At 73.1% G+C, this 16199-nt stretch carries 13 protein-coding genes and 1 pseudogene; 4 read left to right on the top strand and 10 right to left on the bottom strand.

Annotation, left to right across the window (positions count from 1 at the left end; translation table 11 throughout):
- Positions 1-200 precede the first annotated feature (200 nt).
- Positions 201-956 (bottom strand): helix-turn-helix transcriptional regulator, encoded by a 756-nt coding sequence (locus AB0G56_RS35960; protein ID WP_360978457.1) that lies wholly within the window; start codon positions 954-956, stop codon positions 201-203.
- A 55-nt stretch (positions 957-1011) separates the two neighbouring features.
- On the opposite strand from AB0G56_RS35960, the gene AB0G56_RS35955 reads away from it, so the two are divergent.
- A complete protein-coding gene (locus AB0G56_RS35955) occupies positions 1012-2508 on the top strand; it encodes an MFS transporter (RefSeq protein ID WP_360978454.1) in 1497 nt (498 codons plus the stop codon).
- Positions 2509-2787: 279 nt separating this feature from the next.
- On the opposite strand, the gene AB0G56_RS35950 is transcribed toward AB0G56_RS35955, so the two are convergent.
- Both AB0G56_RS35950 and AB0G56_RS35945 read right to left on the bottom strand, forming a co-directional pair.
- Complete coding sequence (locus AB0G56_RS35950) at positions 2788-6225, bottom strand: phosphocholine-specific phospholipase C (RefSeq protein WP_360978451.1); 3438 nt, start codon at positions 6223-6225, stop codon at positions 2788-2790.
- 224 nt (positions 6226-6449) lie between these two features.
- Complete coding sequence (locus AB0G56_RS35945; protein ID WP_360978448.1) at positions 6450-7055, bottom strand: TetR family transcriptional regulator; 606 nt, start codon at positions 7053-7055, stop codon at positions 6450-6452.
- A 143-nt stretch (positions 7056-7198) separates the two neighbouring features.
- Here AB0G56_RS35945 and AB0G56_RS35940 point away from each other — a divergent pair, with 143 nt between their 5' ends.
- Positions 7199-8110: an SDR family oxidoreductase gene (locus tag AB0G56_RS35940; protein ID WP_360978445.1), complete on the top strand. Its 912-nt coding sequence runs from the start codon at positions 7199-7201 to the stop codon at positions 8108-8110.
- A 20-nt stretch (positions 8111-8130) separates the two neighbouring features.
- Here the strand turns inward: AB0G56_RS35940 and AB0G56_RS35935 are convergent, their stop codons facing one another.
- From AB0G56_RS35935 to AB0G56_RS35920, 4 genes are all read right to left on the bottom strand, one after another.
- Positions 8131-8307 carry a hypothetical protein gene (locus tag AB0G56_RS35935; protein ID WP_360978442.1) on the bottom strand — a complete coding sequence of 59 codons (177 nt, stop codon included), beginning with the start codon at positions 8305-8307 and terminating at the stop codon, positions 8131-8133.
- 24 nt (positions 8308-8331) lie between these two features.
- The gene (locus AB0G56_RS35930) at positions 8332-8679 is read right to left on the bottom strand and encodes a cyclophilin-like fold protein (RefSeq protein WP_360978439.1); all 348 of its coding nucleotides are present in this window, start codon (positions 8677-8679) and stop codon (positions 8332-8334) included.
- A 245-nt stretch (positions 8680-8924) separates the two neighbouring features.
- Entirely contained in the window at positions 8925-9590 is a 666-nt protein-coding gene (locus AB0G56_RS35925) for an SDR family NAD(P)-dependent oxidoreductase (RefSeq protein ID WP_360978436.1), read from the bottom strand.
- A gap of 258 nt (positions 9591-9848) precedes the next feature.
- A complete protein-coding gene (locus AB0G56_RS35920) occupies positions 9849-10865 on the bottom strand; it encodes a zinc-dependent alcohol dehydrogenase family protein (protein WP_360978433.1) in 1017 nt (338 codons plus the stop codon).
- A 264-nt stretch (positions 10866-11129) separates the two neighbouring features.
- Between AB0G56_RS35920 and AB0G56_RS35915 the strand changes: the two genes are divergently transcribed.
- Positions 11130-12023 (top strand): helix-turn-helix transcriptional regulator, encoded by an 894-nt coding sequence (locus AB0G56_RS35915; RefSeq protein ID WP_360978431.1) that lies wholly within the window; start codon positions 11130-11132, stop codon positions 12021-12023.
- A gap of 160 nt (positions 12024-12183) precedes the next feature.
- Here AB0G56_RS35915 and AB0G56_RS35910 read toward each other — a convergent pair whose 3' ends face one another.
- Positions 12184-12537: a hypothetical protein gene (locus AB0G56_RS35910; RefSeq protein WP_360978428.1), complete on the bottom strand. Its 354-nt coding sequence runs from the start codon at positions 12535-12537 to the stop codon at positions 12184-12186.
- 385 nt (positions 12538-12922) lie between these two features.
- On the opposite strand from AB0G56_RS35910, the gene AB0G56_RS35905 reads away from it, so the two are divergent.
- A complete protein-coding gene (locus AB0G56_RS35905; protein WP_360978425.1) occupies positions 12923-13633 on the top strand; it encodes a DUF4232 domain-containing protein in 711 nt (236 codons plus the stop codon).
- Between the two features lie 39 nt (positions 13634-13672).
- Here AB0G56_RS35905 and AB0G56_RS35900 read toward each other — a convergent pair.
- Together AB0G56_RS35900 and AB0G56_RS35895 are read right to left on the bottom strand one after the other, a co-directional pair.
- Positions 13673-13939 (bottom strand): annotated as a pseudogene (locus AB0G56_RS35900) (TetR/AcrR family transcriptional regulator); the annotation flags it as partial.
- Positions 13924-15810, bottom strand: coding sequence for an MMPL family transporter (locus tag AB0G56_RS35895; RefSeq protein WP_360978422.1), 1887 nt, complete (start codon positions 15808-15810; stop codon positions 13924-13926). The gene AB0G56_RS35895 and the pseudogene AB0G56_RS35900, both read right to left, overlap by 16 nt.
- Between the last annotated feature and the right edge of the window lie 389 nt (positions 15811-16199).

Raw genomic sequence — 16199 nt, 5'->3', positions numbered from 1 at the left:
TTACGTGATCGCCGAGTGGATCCGGTACCGGATTGCACGAGGGTGCGCCGTGAGGAAGGCCGCACCCTGCCGGATGAACCCCTCCCGGCTCGACATCGTCCGCGCCGGACCGTCAACCGTCACCGGCGCGCCGCGACGCGGTGCCGGCCGCCTGTGTCCGGGAGGCGTCGGACAGGGTCTCCACACCGGTCACGACGCGCTCACCCGGCGGGCAGATTGCGGCGGTACCGGCCGGGCGTCTGGCCGACCAGGGCGGTGAAGCTGTTGATGAACGTGCTGGGGTTGGACCAGCCGCAGGCGTGGGCGGTCTCCAGCACTCCCGCGCCCGCCGTGAGCATCACCAGCGCACGGTGCACCCGGAGTTGGGTGCGCCACTGGGTGAATCCGGTGCCCATCTCCTCACGGAAGAGCCGGCTGAGGGTCCGCTCGCCGACCCCGATGGACCGCCCCAGTTCGCCGAGTGTGGCCGTCGTCGCCGGGTCCTCCTCCATGATCCGGGCCAGCTCGCGCAGGCGCGGATCCTGCGGCTCGGGCAGGTGCAGCGGCTCCTCGGGGGCCGGCCCCAGTTCGTCCACGACGACGTGCCGCAGCCGGTCCCGGGCCGCCCCTGTACGCGCGACGGGGTGCGGGTCGGTGAGCGACAGCAGCGCCTCGCGGGCCAGCGGGGTGGTCGACAGCACGGCCGGCCGGTCCGGGAGCTGGACCGCGAGCGACGCGGCGACGAAGACGATCCGCATGTCGGTGCGCCCGTGCGCCCGGTGGGAGTGGTCGAAGTGCGCGGGTATCCAGGCGGTGCGGTTGGCCGGAATGATCCAGGTCTGCCCCGACGCGGAGGCGGAGAGCACCCCGCGCGCCGGATAGATCAGGTGGCCCTGGCCGTGGCGGTGGACCGGGGTGCGCTCACGGTGTTCCAAGTCGTGGGACTGCTCCCCGGCCGCGTGGCGGAAGATCGGCATAATGAATCAGAATAACGGTCGACCGCAGGTGCCGGTCGCGAGTGGACTGGTCCCCATGTACGAACAGTCCTCGCACCCGGACCCCGACGTCGTCCCTGACATCGCCTCCGGGACCGCGCCCGGCGCTTCCGCCCCGCCGTCCGCCACCGCCACCGCCACCGCCCCGACCCCGTCCACACGGCACGCCGCCACCGCCACCGCCCCGGTCCCGCCCGCACCGGCCACCGCACCGGCTGCCGCTCCAGCCACCGCTCCGGCTGCCGCCGCCGTCGGCCGGGCCCGTCGGGGCGGTCTCGTGCTCCTGGCGGCGGGGCTGCTGCTGGCCGCGTTCAACCTGCGCGTCGCCATAGCGAGCGTCGGCCCGGTCCTGGACGGCATCGAGCACGGCCAGCCGCTCTCTTCCACGGCCGCCGGGATCCTCACCACCATCCCGGTCCTGTGCTTCGGCGGCTTCGCCTTCGCCACCCCCGCGCTGGTCCGCCGGTGGGGCATGCACCGGCTGCTGGGCGTGACGATGCTGCTGCTGGCGGCCGGCGTACTGGTCCGGCTCCAGCCGTCCACAGCCGCGCTGTTCTCCGGGACGGTCGTCGCGGGCGCCTCGATCGCGGTCGCCAACGTGCTGATGCCCGGCCTGATCAAGCACGACTTCGCCCACCGGTCGGGCCTGATGATGGGCCTCTACACGACCTCCCTGTTCATCGGCGCGGCGGCGGCCTCGGGACTGACCATCCCCCTGGAGAACGCCCTCGGGACCGGCTGGCGGCACACGCTCGCGCTGTGGGCGCTGCCCGCGATCGCCGCGTTCCTGCTCTGGCTGCCGCAGACCGGCGGCCGCCGGGCCGCCCAGGCGGCCGACCACCGGCTCGTCCTCGACGGTTCCGCGCCCGCGGGCCCCGGAGCCCCGGGTGCCCGGACGGCCGGCCTGCGCGGCGGTCCCGGTCTGCGCGCCCTGGCCCACGACCGGACCGCCTGGGCCGTGACCGTCTTCATGGGCACCCAGAGCCTGGGCTACTACGCGCTGCTGTCCTGGATACCGTCGCTGCTCCAGGACTCGGGCATGTCCGACGGACAGGCCGGCTGGATGCTCTCCTTCTCCACCTTCCCGGGCATCGTCGCCTCCCTGCTCACGCCCGCGCTCGGGCGGCGCCCGGGCGGCCGTGCCCCGGCCGTGGTCGCCACGGTCGTGGTGTGCGCGGTGGCCTACGTGGGCCTGGCCACCGCCCCGGTCTCCCTCGTCTACCTGTGGATGGTGCTGCTCGGCCTGGGCCAGGGGGCCGCGATCAGTCTGGCCCTGAGCCTCATCGTCTGGTGCGCGCCCGACGCCGCGCACGCCTCGGCGCTGTCCACTCTGGCGCAGGGCACGGGCTACCTCGTCGCCGCCCTGGGCCCGTTCGGCCTCGGCGCGGTCCACAGCCTGGCAGGCGGCTGGACGGTGCCCATGGCAGCGCTGGGGGCTGTGCTCGCGGTCCAGCTCGTCTCGGGCCTGATCGCCTCCCGCGAGGACACGGCTCGCGCCGGCGACCCTGCTCTCCCCCGGCGCGCGGCCGCGTGAAGGCGGCATCCCCGAAGACGAGTAGCCGCCGAGGGCCTGGCCGAGGGGGCCGGTGAGCCACCGCGGTGCCTGCGCCGCCCGGCTGCCGGAGACGGCCTGGCGCCGGGGCGGCGATCGCCCCGGCGCCGTGCGTGTCCGACGCTGCCGGCGGGGTCCGCCCCTTCGGTGCGCAGGTCCCGGCCGTGACCACACGGGTCGGGGGACGAGCGGTTCGGGTGGGGCGGACCACGGCGGTGTGCGTGAGGGACCGGCCGGTCAGGCGTCGGCGCTCGGGCCCGGTCAGGCGTCGGGGATCGGGCTGGTGCCCAGGCGGACGTTGTCGATCGCCCAGAACCAGTTGTTGCCGGCGTTGAAGATCCGGAATTTCGCCTTCGCCGAAGTGGCGCCGGCCGGTACGGGGCAGGAGAGGCGGACGAGCCGGTTCTCCTGGTCCAGCCCCTGGTTGGTGTTGCCCGAGGAGGCACTGCTGTAGTGGAGCAGTCGCACGCTCGCGCCCGAGTCGAATTCCAGGACGACCTCGGCCTCCTGCGGGCTTTCCTGCCGGTAGTGGGAGTCGAATCCCAGGTGCAGGGTGGCGGTGCCCGAGGGGATCGTCACCGGCGGGCTGCTCAGGGTCGAGTCGAAGCGGCCCCGGGCCGACGGACCACCCGTGTCGTCCCAGTCGTCGGGGTCCGCGACGGCGACGACTCCGAGGGACCGGGTGAAGCCCTGGCGGTCCTGTCCGGCGGGGAACCAGAACTGCTTGGACAGGAACGTCCATCCCTGCAGTTCCCGCGTGCCCTGCGGCATACCCGCCGCGTTGGTGACCGTCCAGCCCTCGGGCGGGGTCCCGGTCCATCCGAGCAGCCCGGGCCTGCCGAGGTCGGCCGCCGGGGCGAGAGCGGGGGCGACGGACTCGAAGTCCTCCGCGAGCAGGTGACCGGTCATGAGCGGACCGGTCCTGGCGGGCAGGGACGCGGACGCCTCCATGGTCCGGTCCTTCAGCCGCGCCGTGACGGTGGCCTTGAGGGTGGCCGTGGTGCGGACGGCCGTGCCGGGGGCGACGACGTCCCAGGTCAGGGTCGCGGACGAGCGGGCCGCGACGGTCGTGGGAGTGGCGCCCTTCGCCGTGGCGCTCCAGCCCTCCGGCACGGCCGGGGTGGCGGCCAGGTCGGTGAGGGGCGTGCCGCCGGCGTTGGTGACGGTGGCCGTCAGCGTGGCGGGACGGCCCGGTGAGAGCACGGCGCCGTCGGTGCCGGGTGAAGCGGCGGGTCCGGTCAGCGTGACGCTCAGGGCGGGGGCGACCCCGGTCTGCAAGCGCGCCTGTGCGTGCTTGAGCAGCCCGCCGCCCTCGGCGTGCGCGGCGACGACCAGTCGGCCCGCGGTGGCGTCGCCGGTGGGCGTGACCGTGAAGTGCACGTCGGCCGACTTACCGGCCCCGAGCCGCCCGGGGGCCGCGCCGGTCCGCTCCACCGTCCAGCCGGAGGGGGCGAGCAGGGCGACGGAGAGCCCGTCGAGCCGACCGCTGTCCCGGTTTCCCACGGTGACGACGACCTCGGTCGGGTTGCCCTGCGTGAACGGCGTGTCCAGCGGCGCAGGCGCGGCGGGCACACCGATCGTCGCGGTCAGCGCCGCCGGGGTGCCGGTCGCCGGGTCGGTGACCCCCGGCCGGCCGTCCGCCACGCGGCCGGTCATGCGGCGCAGGAAGGCCGGATCGCCGCGGTCGAGGACCGCGATGTCGTACCAGCCGTGGTCCGGGACGCGGAGCTTGACGGTACGGGACCTTCCGGGCGCCAGTGTGATCGTGCGTACGGGCTCGCCGTGCCGGTGGGCGTACTGCGACTCGCCGACGAGGAGGGTGCGGGTCGTCGCGGAGGGGTTGGAGCAGACCACGTCGACCCGGCCGGCGGAGGGTTGCTCGACGAGGTGTGCGTCGGCTCCCACGCCCGATCCGCGCAGTTCCCAGGTGGACCAGCCGGGGCCGTGGACCTGGAGGTCGTAGCCGTCGTCACCGTACTCGACCGTGGTGTCGGTGCTCTGGCGGGCGGGCACCGTCCAGGCGCGCGGGGCGGTGCCGTCGCCGGGGTAGGCGGTGAGCGTGGCGGCGACGGTGCCCTGGTTGCCGAGCCGCAGGCGGCAGCCGGAGCGGGTGATGTCGGTCCGCAGGGAGAGCCGGTACGGCAGGGGGCGGGTCGGGCGGGTGCCGGTCTCCTGCCGCGGCAGTGACTGCTCCTTCGGCGGTACGGGGTTCCAGCGGGCGACCGCCGCGGGCACCGGCCCTGGCTGCTCGACCTCGGGCTGCCGGTGGCTGCGGTGGAAGTCGAAGGCGGAGGTGAGGTCGCCGAACACGCTGCGGCGCCAGGCACTGATGTTGGGCTCGTTGACGCCGGTCCACTGCTCCAGGAACCGGATGACCGAGGTGTGGTCGAACGCCTGCGAGCTGACGAATCCGCCCACGGTCCAGGGCGACACGATCGTCATCGGTACGCGCGGGCCGGGGCCGACGGGACTGCCGTTGAACCAGTCGTCACTGTTGCCGGAGGCCGGCTGCGGCGCGACGGGGGCGGGTACGTGGTCGAAGTAGCCGTCGTTCTCGTCGAAGTTGATGAACAGCGCCGTCTTCGACCAGGTCTTCGGGTCGCTCGCGATGGCGTCGAGGAGATCGTAGACGAGGTTGGCGCTGCCGACCGGAGTGGAGCTGCTGGGATGCTCGGAGAGCGCCGCCGTCGGAACGATCCAGCTGACCTTGGGCAGTGTGCCGTTCTTGATGTCGGACCGGATCCGGTGGACGAGCGTGTCCGGCTCGGAGCGGTAGGCGCCGCGCAGGAAGAGCCGGCGCTCGGCCTCGGTCAACGCGTCGACGCCCTGCTGGAACTGGGCCAGCGCGGTCTTCCGCTGCTCCGCGGTCCTCTTCCACAGGCTGTCGTAGAACTGCTCGGTGGTGGAGTACTGGCCGGTGACCTTGGAGAGGATCTTCCGGCCGATCTCCTTCCACGGCCGGAAGTACTCCACCGCGTTGTCGGTGAAGTTGTCCCACTCCTGGTAGATCTGCCAGGAGACGCCCGCGGCCTCCAGTCGCTCGGGGTACGTCGTCCAGGTGTAACCGGGGTGGGCGTAGTCGTACGCGGCGTTGGTGACGGCCCGGTTGACGCCGTCCGCCTCGTAGCCGGTCATGCCGGACCACAGGTACAGGCGGTTGGGGTTGGTCGAACCGTAGACGGAGCAGAAGTAGGAGTCGCAGATGGTGAAGCGGTCCGCCAGTTCGTACTGCAGCGGTATGTCCCGGCGGTCGTAGAAGGCCATGGTGCTCTGGGTCTTGGCGGCGACCCAGTCGTTCCACCAGCCCTTCGCCCGGGCCTGGTTGGCGTCGGAGAAGCCGTGCGCGAGCGATCCGAGGTACTGGATGTCGCTCTCCTCGCGGCCGGCGTCGACGGCCGCGCGGCGGGCGGAGAACGGCAGCACCGTGCCGCCCTGGCGCCGGGGCTGCTCGAAGACGCCGGCCCCGGTGGGCAGGCGCAGCGGTGTGCGGTCACCGAAGCCGCGGACGCCCTTGAGGGTTCCGAAGTAGTTGTCGAAGGAACGGTTCTCCTGCATCAGGACGATCACGTGCTCGATGGCACGCATCCCGCCGCGCGGCATGGGCGCGGCCATCGCCTGGTGCAGCGACGGGGGAAGGAGGGAGAGCGCGGCGCCGCCGGTGAGGGCGCCGAGGACCTTGCGGCGGGAGACATGAGACATGCGCGGAAGGCTAGATCGTCTTCACCGCATCGCATAAGCATGCGCAGCAGGATTTCTCCGACCGTTCAGGCGATGACATCGATCGTTTTCCTTGATCGGAGCTCCGACCGGCCGGACGCCCCGACGCCCGGCCGCTCCGCCACCTGCGCGGACGCGGCTGACCGGGCGGATTTCCCTGTCCGTTCACCTCCTTGGGGGGACGTCGGCCCGAAGGCGCGGCAAGTTCAGGAGCCCGGGTGAACGGGTGCGGCGGCCGAAGGCCCGCACGCGCGGGGCGCGGAGAGGGCGCGCAGGTCGTCGAAGGCTCGGAGGAGATGTGCGTCCAGGCTCTGCGCGGGATCGTCGATCCAGGCCTGGGCCGCGTGGTGGAAGGCGGCCCAGCCGGTCTGGGCGGCCAGGCCGGCCAGCCGGCCGGCGACGCCGCGCTGTCGCAGCGCCTCCGCCAGGGCGTCGGTGAGCGACGCGGCCTTGGCCAGGTCGCGTTCGCGGAGCGCCGGCGTCACCGCGATGACCGCCAGCCGCGGTTCGGAGAACGGGCGGTTCTCCTCAAGGATCCGGCCGGCTGTCCGGAAGGCGCGGAGCAGCGCATCGAGCGGCTGCAGCTCCTCGGGCGCTTCGGCCACCGCCCGGACCAGCGCGGCGCGCAGGTCGGCTTCGCCGTCGAAGAGCACCTCGCGCTTGTCGGGGAAGTGCCGGAAGAACGTGCGTTCGTTGACACCGGCCCTGGCGGCGATCTCGGCTGTGGTGGTCTGGTCGAATCCGCGCTCCCGGTACAGCTCCAGGGCCGCCTGCTGAAGGCGGCGGCGCGCTTCTGCTCCGCTTCGTGGCACCCCCCGAGAATACCGTCCGCCAGTCACTGGCGTTACTTGCCGACAGTTACTGGCGCTACTTGACGCCAGTGACTGGCGCTACTTAAGGTCAGCGACTGGCGCTACGTAGTGCCAGTCACTGACATCAAAGGGGAGGGCGCTCCATGCACGTGTTCGTCACCGGCGGTTCCGGCCAGACCGGCCCAGCGGTCGTCACCGAACTCGTCACCGCCGGCCACACCGTCACCGCCCTGGCGCGCTCGGACGCCGCCGCCGCCCGGCTGGAGTCGCTGGGGGCCGCACCGCACCGCGGGTCCCTGGACGACCTCGGCACTCTGCGTACCGGCGCCGAAGCCGCCGACGGCGTCCTGCACATGGCCTACGGGGGCGACTTCTCCGACCTCGACGACATGATGCGGCGCGACCGGACCGCGATCGAGACGCTCGGCCGGCCGTTGGAACACTCGGGCAAGCCGCTCGTCGTCACCTCCGGCACCCTGGTCATGCCCGCCGGCCGGGAGGCGACGGAGCGGGACGGGCCCGACACGGCCGGGATCGCCGCCTTCCGCATCGCCGGTGAGCGGGCCTGCCTGGACTTCGCCGCCCGGGGGGTGCGCGCGAGCGTGGTCCGTCTCGCGCCCACCGTGCACGGGCCCGAGGACCACGGCTTCGTCCCGATGCTCATCGCCACCGCGCGCCAGACGGGCGTCTCGGCCTACGTCGGCGACGGCACCAACCGGTGGCCCGCGGTGCACCGGCTCGACGCGGCGACCCTGTTCCGGCTGGCGCTGGAGAAGGCGCCCGCGGGCAGTGTGCTGCACGGGGTGGCCGAGAGCGGCGTCACCCTGAAGAGCATCGCCGAGACGATCGCCCGGGGCCTGGACCTCCCCACGGTCTCCCTGACCCCCGACGAGGCCGCCACGCACTTCGTCAGCCCGTTCATGGCCACCGCCTACGCCTTCGACGGACCCGTCTCCAGCGCGCACACCCGGGAACTGCTCGGCTGGTCCCCGACCCACCCGGCGCTGCTCGACGACCTGGAGCACGGCGACTACCTCGCCGCCCCGGCCGCCTGACCCGAGCGCGCTCCCGGCGCCTACCGGGCGGTGCAGCCGCCGTCGACGGGAAGGGCGCTCACGCCGAGGTCGTCGGCGATCTCGGGGAGCAGTCCGGCGACGACGAACTCGGTGGTTCCCATCAGGAAGGTGCCCGCGGCGAGCACCCAGACGACGAAGGGCAGCTTGCCGGCGGCGGACCCGGCTGCGGAGGGCATCGAAGACTTCTTTCCGTACGTTGGTCAGGGGGCGGGCTCGATGGTGATCCGCTCGGCCCGAGCCAGTCGGTCGGCACCGGCGTCGAGGTGGCCGAGGACGAGCAGGTCGGCGTCGGCGGCGGGGCCGGCCCGGTGGAAGAGGGCGAGGTTGCCCCAGGGCGCGTAGTAGGCGAGGTCGCCGGCCCTGGCCGCGGACGGCTCGGGCGCACCCTCGGTGGTGAGCTTGCGCGGCGGGTAGCCGATCCGCTCCGTCCCGTGGAAGTCCTTCAGCTCCAGGGTGAGCGGGAGCAGGGTGGCCAGGTCGCGGGCGGCGGGGCTGTCGTTCAGGGTCGCGTCGACGGGTCGGCCGTCGAGGGTGACACGGATGTCCATGGCGGTGTTCCTCTCGGAGCCGGACGGGGTGGGGGGACGCCGCTCCCGCCTGGCGGGTCGGCGCACGCGGGGCGGTGGTCGACGGGCCGCCGGCCGGTGGTCGAGGGGTCGGTCGGTCGGCAGCCGGAGGGTCGGCGGCCAGGGCGGCGGCGGAGCACGCGGCCGACATCGGCGGCAGGGCGGCGGCCGGAGCGGCACGGAGCAGGGCCCGGCGGCGCAGGGAGGGCGCGGCGTGGTCCGTCACGTCAGTCGGGCATGGGTTCGGCGTAGTGCCGGAACCCCTCGCGGTCGGCGTGCAGGGCGTACAGGCGTTCGGCAAGGGCGGCGGGGCTGGAGTGCTCGGCGTCGGGGCGGATCGCACCGGGGACGATCAGCTGGGCGGCGTGGATGTTCTCCGGGGCGAGCGCGGCGTGCAGCATGGCCGCGTACGCGCTCTGAGCGGCGAACGCGATCGAAGTGCCGGCCCGGTCGGGGTGCGGGCGTACCGCGCTGCCCCCGTTGACGAACAACAGCGTGCCGCGGCCCAGGGCCCGCATGCCGGGCAGGACCGCGTTCACGCAGGTGACCGGCCCCTTGACCGAGAAGGCCAGCGGAGCGTCCAGGTCGGCGGCGGCGGTGTCCAGGACCGGCTTCATGAAGTCGGCCCGCGGCACCGGGCTGTACTGGAGGACCTCGATCGGACCCAGCTCGTCGGCGGCCGTCCCGAGCGCCGTGGTCAGCGAGGCGGCGTCCAGGACGTCGGCGGTGTGGCCGCCGGCCTGGATCCCCTCCTGTCGCAGCGTGGTGACGAGATGGCCGAGACGGTCGGCGTCGCGGGCGATGAGCGCGACGCTGTGCCCGGCCGTTCCGAAGCGGCGGGCGGTGGCCAGCCCCAGGCCGGGGCCGGCGCCGACGAGAGCGAACGTGGTCATGGCGAGTCCTTCGCGGGAGCGCACGGACGGAGCGCGGTGACGCTGCCGGTCCTTGTGCGGAGGCGGTGGGGGTGAGTCAGGGCTCGTGGCTCAGGGCCCGTGGGTCAGGGCTCGTGGGTCAGGGCCCGTGGCTCAGGGCCCGTGGCTCAGGGCTCGTGGGTCAGGGCCTGTGGCTCAGGGCCCATGGGTCAGGGCCTGTGGCTCAGGGCCCATGGGTCAGGGCCCATGGCTCAGGGCCCATGGGTCAGGGCCCATGGCTCAGGGCTTGAGGAGGGCCTTGATGGCGCGGCGCTCGTCCATCGCCCGGTAGCCCTCGGCGACCTGCTCCAGGGGCAGGGCGAGGTCGAAGACCTTGCCCGGGTCGATCCGGCCCGACAGGGTGCGGTCGATCAGGTCGGGCAGGTAGCGGCGCACGGGGGCGGGGCCGCCGCGCAGGCCGACGTGGGAGAAGAACAGCTCCTGGCCGTCGACGGCGACCTCGTGGGGGACGCCGACGAAGCCGACGTTCCCGCCGGGCCGTGCCGAGCGCAGGGCCTGCCGCATGGCCTCGGCGGTGCCGACGCACTCCAGCACGCTGTCGGCGCCGATGCCGCCGGTCAGCTCCTTGATCCGGGCCACACCCTCCTCGCCACGCTCGGTGACGATGTCGGTGGCGCCGAACTCCTGGGCGAGCTTCTGCCGGGACGCGTGGCGGCTCATCGCGATGATCCGCTCCGCGCCGCTCTCCTTCGCGGCGATCACCGCGCACAGGCCGACGGCGCCGTCGCCGACCACCACGGCGGTGGAGCCGGGCCGGACCTCGGCGGCGTCGGCGGCCCACCAGCCGGTGCCCATGACGTCGGAGACGGCGAGCAGCCCGGGCCAGAACTCCTCGGCCGGTACGTCGTCGGTGGCGACGAGGGTGCCCTGCGCGTGGGGGATGCGGACGTACTCCGCCTGGCAGGTGCTCATGAACTCGCGGTGCAGGCAGTTGGACTGGAAGCCGCCCAGGCAGTTCGCGCAGGTGTTGTCCGAGGTGGCGAACGAGCCGACGACGAACTGGCCCGGCCTGACGGAGGTGACCTCGGAGCCGACCTCCTCCACGAAGCCGACGTACTCGTGCCCCATCGGGTGCGGGTCGCCGACCGGCTCCAGGCCGCGGTAGGGCCACAGGTCGGAGCCGCAGACACAGGTGACGGCCGTACGGATGATCGCGTCGGTGGGCTGGAGGATCCTCGGGTCGTCCAGGTTCTCGGAGCGGATGTCGCCGGGGGCGTGGATCACGGTGCCGCGCATGTCGGGGTTCCTTCGCGTGCTCGGGGGTGCTCAGCGGTGCTCAGGCGTGGACCGGCCGGCTCGACCGGTGACGCCGGGGCGGGGTGCCGGTCCGGCGGACGGGCCGTCCGGGCCGGGCGTGGGCTGTCCGCCCGCCGCGTGGACGGTCGCGGACGAGCACCACGTCTTCCAGGTAACCGGCTTCTCGCGCACGCAGCGAGTCACCGTCAAGGGGTGTACCGGCAGTACATCCCTGCGGCCGCCCGCAGGACGTACGGTCGAGGGGTGGACAACCGTGAAGAGGTCCGCGAGTTCCTCACCTCGCGGCGCGCGAAGATCACCCCCGAGCAGGCGGGGCTGCCGGCCGGCAGCCGGCGCCGGGTGCCCGGCCTGCGCAGGAGCGAGGTCGCAGCCCTGGCCGACATGAGCGTGGAGTACTACGCCAAGCTGGAACGAGGCAGTCTCGCCGGTGTCTCCCCGGCCGTCCTCGAAGCCGTGGCCCGCGCCCTCCGGCTCGACGACGCCGAACGCGCCCACCTGCTGAACCTGGCCCAGGCCGCCGACGGCTCCGACGCCCTCACCCGCCCCCGGCGCCGCGCCACCCGGCAGTGGACACCCCACCGCAGCCTGCAGTGGACGCTCGACGCCATCACCGCCGGGCCCGCGTTCGTCCGCAACGGCCGCATGGACGTCCTCGCCGCCAACCGGCTCGCCCGCGCCTTCTACGCCGACCTCTACGCCACGTCCCACAACCAGGCGAACCTCGCCCGCTTCAACTTCCTCGACCCGGCCTCCCGCCGCTTGTACCCGGACTGGGACACCTTCGCCGACGTCGCCGTCGCCATCCTGCGCACCGAGGCGGGCCGCGACCCCCACGACAAGGACCTGCACGACCTCGTCGGCGAACTGTCCACCCGCAGCGACGAGTTCCGCACCCGCTGGGGCGCCCACGACGTCCGCCACCACGGCACCGGCACCAAGCGCTTCCACCACCCGGCCGTCGGGGAACTCACGCTCGCCTTCGAGGGCCTGGAAATGGCCGCCGAACCCGGGCTCACCCTCACCATCTACACCGCCGAACCCGGCTCACCCTCCGAGGAGGGCCTGCGTCTCCTCGCCTCCTTGGCCGCCACCCAGGACGCGGCCGCCACCACGACGGAACCGGCGACCACCGGCTGAACCCCTCGGCCACGGGAGAAGCGGCGCCGCGCTCCGGTCGCCGGCCGTCCTCACACCCGCGGCGCCGACGGTCGCCGGGAGCGAGCAGCCCGGTGACCGTCGGCGACCGACGCGCGGACGGCGCCGGAGTTCAACCCCCCTGAACGCGGCGCTCGCTCCGTCAGGAGAAGACGACGGAGCGCAGGAGCAGGCGGTCGGAGGCTCCCGCCCCGGGCCGCAGGGTGTAGTAGACGTCGCCCTCGCAGTCGGAGTCGAGGAACACGGTGGCAGTGGCGTCCGTGCGGTTCTTCGGTGCCCGTGAGGCGGATCCGGGTGCGGAACCCGGCGGGGTGAGGTTGATGCACGTGCCGCTGTCCGGGTTGTTCAGGAAGCCGACGGCCTCGTATCCCTCGGCGGTGGTGTAGGAGTAGCGGAACTGGCCGGTCGCCGCCGAGGCCGAGCCCGGCACGGCCACGAGGAGAACGAGAGCGCCGGCCGCAGCGCCCACGGCTGCGGTGATGGTGCGAAAAGGCATGAGGCATGACTTTCTGGAGGTCGGTCCGGTCACCTCCAGCGATGCCCCGGCCCCCGGCCGCCAAGCGCACTGTCCCCCGAACGTGCACGCCGAATCGTTTGCCCACCCCGCGAACGGATGACGGGCCGGCCCGCGATCCTGACGACTCGACGGCGCCGGTCGGCGCGCCGGTGGATTCGGGCCGCAACCGGCCAGGTGCTGCCCTGGCCGCCTCGGTGCCGGCGGCCGATGGCGCGTCGTGCCTGGTTGTGCGTGTAACAGGGATGTACTGGGTGGTGGTTGTGCGCAACGGTGGGCCGGGCGGAACGGGTCCTGGTCATCAGAAACACTCGCTCGTACCGACTCATGCCGAGCGGCCGCCCCAACCCATACCGAGGAAACAACGATGCGCGTTCACAAGGTCACCTTCGCAGCCCTGATCGTTGCCGCGAGTCTGTCGCTCACGGCGTGCCAGAGCGACGACGGCGGCACGGGGAAGAGCGACTCGTCGTCCGGGTCCACCGCGGCGTCCTCGGGCGGCGGTTCGGGATCGGGTGCCTCCGACGGCGGTTCCGGTCAGGGCGGCGCGAACGACTCCGCCGGGACGAGCGGGAAGAACGGTGGGACGAACTCCGCCGGGAAGAGCTCCGGCGGGCAGGACACGGCCGCCGGGACCGGCTCCGCGGGGAGCGGCAAGGCCGGCAAGTGCCGCACCGACGAGCTGGAGATCACGGCGACGGACAGCACCGTCAGCGGCGACCCCGAGGGCACCGTCGCGGTGCGGCTGAAGAACCGCGGCGGCCGGGACTGCACGCTGTCCGGGTACGCGGGCGTCGACCTGAAGACCAACGCGGGCTCGCTGTCCGCGAATCGCACGGGGGAGAAGGCCGACCGGACCGTCCTCAAGGACGGGCAGTCGACGTACTTCGGCATCCAGTACCCGATCAACAGGACGGGCGGCTCCGGCGTCCGCATCACCGGGCTGCTGGTGACCCCGCCGGACGAGACGAAGACGGTCACCCTCGCCTGGCCGGGCGCCGCCACGCTGCCCGCGACGGAGGACAGCGCCTCCTCGGTGAAGGTCGGCCCGATGGGCAGCGCCGGCCAGGGCGGCTGACCCGCACGTCTCAGGGGCCACGCCCCCCGTTTCCCTCCCTCACGGACGGATCTTCAGGCCGTCCAGGGTGAGATCGAGCAGGCGTTCCGCTTGCTGCTGCTGCTCGGGGCTCGCCGAGGTGACGGCGATGCCTTCGAGGGCGGCGCTCATGTCGGTGGGTCCGATGTCGGTGCGGATCTCCCCGGCGGCCACACACGCGTCCATGAGCGTGCTCAGGGCGGCATGGATCATTTCCCGGCTGTGGCCGTACGGGCTGTTCCCCGTCGCGGCGATGGCTCGCAGCGCGTCGGTCATGCCGTACTTGGCCCCCGGCTCACCACGAACACCTGGTAGTCCATGGAGAGCCCGAAGAGGATCACGAAGAGGAACAGCGGGACGCGCGAGCCGATCGAACCGGTGGATCGGAAGTCCAGCAGTCCCTCGGCCCAGGTTCCCTGGAAGACGAGGACGAGCAGTCCGAGCGCCGCCGCCGCGGACAGCAGGTTCAGTACGACACCGATCAGGCCGAGGACCACCGAGCGGAACGCGTACGTGGTCATGGCGAAGGTCACCAGCAGCAACGCGCCGAGCACCAGCGGGAGTTTGCTGTTCTGGTGGGCGGGATAGTCGGCGTACCGGGCGACGTCCCCGCTCACCGCGGACTCCGCCCCGGCGATCCGGCCGACCGTCGCGGGCATGAGGTCGCCCCGCAGGCGTTCCAGGGAGTCGTACGCCTGCTCGGAGTTGCCCAGGTACGGCACCTTCAGTTCGAGCACGCTGATCCGGTGGTCGGCGGAGGTGCGCACGGGTGAGGCGCCGCTGAACAGCGGGTCCCTGCCGGCGCGCCGGGCCAGCTCGCGCAGCGCGGCGGTGACCTCGCCGGAGCGCGCGGCGCCGGCCCGTACGACGACCTGGTGAGTGACGCGCTGCTCGGGGAACGTGTCGTTGAGCCGGTCGTACACCCGCATGGCGGGGATGGCGCGGGAGTGGGTGTCCCGGCTCATCTCCGTGATCTTCAACCCGAACAGCGGGGTGGCGAGCGCGAGCAGGGCGAGCACCGAGAGGCACAGGGTGGCCAGGGGGTTCCGGCTCGCGGGACGCAGCAGCGCGGCCCATGCCCGGCCATCGCCGTCGCCCCTCGTCCGCCGCGCGGGCCTGCCGCGCTCCGCACGCCGCCGCGCCCGGCGCTCCTCGCGCTCTCCGAGCTTGACCAGGAGTGCGGGCAGCGCCGTCAGGGAACTGGCCACGGCCACCAGGACCACCACGATCGTGCCGGTGGCCAGCGAGGAGAAGATGACGTCGGAGGCGAGATACAGCGTGGCGGTGGAGACCACCACCGCGAGCCCGGAGATCACGACCGCGCGACCGGAGGTCGCCGCGGCCAGCTCCACCAGCGCCTGCGGGCTCAGCCGGCCGCCCGAGCGGGCACGTTCCTCGCGTTCCCGTTTCAGGTGGAAGAGCGTGTAGTCGACGCCGACCGCGAGGCCGATCATCAGGATGACGTTCGTGCCGACCCCGGCGTCGGGAGAGATGTGCGAGACCACCATGGAAAGCCCCACGGCCGCCGCGATCGACGACAGCGCGAGCAGCAGAGGCACCCCCGCCATCGTCACCGACCCGAAGACGACCAGCAGGGTGACCAGGGTGACGGGCAGCGTCATCTCCTCGGAGAGCGCCAGGTCGTCACCGCGCTGCTGGTCGACTCCCTTGCTGATGGAGGGGCTTCCGGTCTCCTCCATCAGCAGCCCCGGGTACGTCCTGCCCACGGCCTCGGTCTGGGCGAGCAGCGCGTCGACCTTGTCCTTCGCGTCCCGTTCCTCGCCCTTGAGGGCCACCTCGACCAGGAGGACCCGGTGGTCGGCAGACAGCCGCGGACCGGCCACGCCCGCCACCTCGGGCAGCCGCTCCATCCGCTGCGTCAGATCCTTCGCGGCGGCGCCGGCCGCCTTCCCGTCCAGGGCACCCGACCGGGACGAGATCAGCACCTGCTCGGTGGACCTTCGCTCCAGATGCCCCTCGGCGGCCATCGCCTCCGCCCGCCCGGCCTCCCCGACCCGGTAGTCGGCCGTGGTGGCGCTGTGCGTGCCGACCGCGCTGCCGACCCCCAGGCACACCACCACGAACACGAGCCATCCGCCGATGGCCCACCAGGGGTGCCGAGCACTTCGTCGCGCCATGCGCACCGCGAATGAGTTCATACCCGAGAGCCTCGCTCGCCGCCCCGGTCCGCCGACAGAGGTGCCCGGTCGAACTTGGGGTCCACCGGTCGGTGGACGGGAGGGGAGGGGGATTCCCCCGGCTCGCAGTCGGGTCGGCACCCCGTCGCGCCGCTGGAGCGGTGCTTTTCGCCGACGTGTCCTCGGTGGGCGCCCCGGCACAGGACGACCCCGGTTCGCGCCACTTCCACCCATGGGCGGAAGGACGCGGAGGTCACCGGACGACGTAGGTCTCGCCTCCGCGTCTCCCCCGGCCGCTCCGACGACCTGGCCGGGCTGCCCCCGTTATCTTCTTCGCGGTCCTGCAAGAGGGCCGCTGGCCTCCGGGCCCGGCATGACTGTTCCCCCCTGTCGAGTGGATGACCTGGGGG

Source organism: Streptomyces sp. NPDC021356 (assembly GCF_040641015.1).
GTDB lineage: Bacteria > Actinomycetota > Actinomycetes > Streptomycetales > Streptomycetaceae > Streptomyces.
Note: the sequence above shows the minus strand (reverse complement) of the source record. Positions and strands in the feature narration are given on the sequence as shown.

Bases quoted from the DNA above. Each gene is read 5' to 3' on its own strand.
- AB0G56_RS35905 (WP_360978425.1), top strand. From the start codon at position 12,923: ATGCGCGTTCACAAGGTCACCTTCGCAGCCCTGATCGTTGCCGCGAGT.
- AB0G56_RS35955 (WP_360978454.1), top strand. From the start codon at position 1,012: ATGTACGAACAGTCCTCGCACCCGGACCCCGACGTCGTCCCTGACATC.
- AB0G56_RS35920 (WP_360978433.1), bottom strand. From the start codon at position 10,865: ATGCGCGGCACCGTGATCCACGCCCCCGGCGACATCCGCTCCGAGAAC.
- AB0G56_RS35910 (WP_360978428.1), bottom strand. From the start codon at position 12,537: ATGCCTTTTCGCACCATCACCGCAGCCGTGGGCGCTGCGGCCGGCGCT.
- AB0G56_RS35950 (WP_360978451.1), bottom strand. From the start codon at position 6,225: ATGTCTCATGTCTCCCGCCGCAAGGTCCTCGGCGCCCTCACCGGCGGC.
- AB0G56_RS35935 (WP_360978442.1), bottom strand. From the start codon at position 8,307: ATGCCCTCCGCAGCCGGGTCCGCCGCCGGCAAGCTGCCCTTCGTCGTC.
- AB0G56_RS35895 (WP_360978422.1), bottom strand. From the start codon at position 15,810: ATGAACTCATTCGCGGTGCGCATGGCGCGACGAAGTGCTCGGCACCCC.
- AB0G56_RS35960 (WP_360978457.1), bottom strand. From the start codon at position 956: ATGCCGATCTTCCGCCACGCGGCCGGGGAGCAGTCCCACGACTTGGAA.
- AB0G56_RS35930 (WP_360978439.1), bottom strand. From the start codon at position 8,679: ATGGACATCCGTGTCACCCTCGACGGCCGACCCGTCGACGCGACCCTG.
- AB0G56_RS35925 (WP_360978436.1), bottom strand. From the start codon at position 9,590: ATGACCACGTTCGCTCTCGTCGGCGCCGGCCCCGGCCTGGGGCTGGCC.
- AB0G56_RS35940 (WP_360978445.1), top strand. From the start codon at position 7,199: ATGCACGTGTTCGTCACCGGCGGTTCCGGCCAGACCGGCCCAGCGGTC.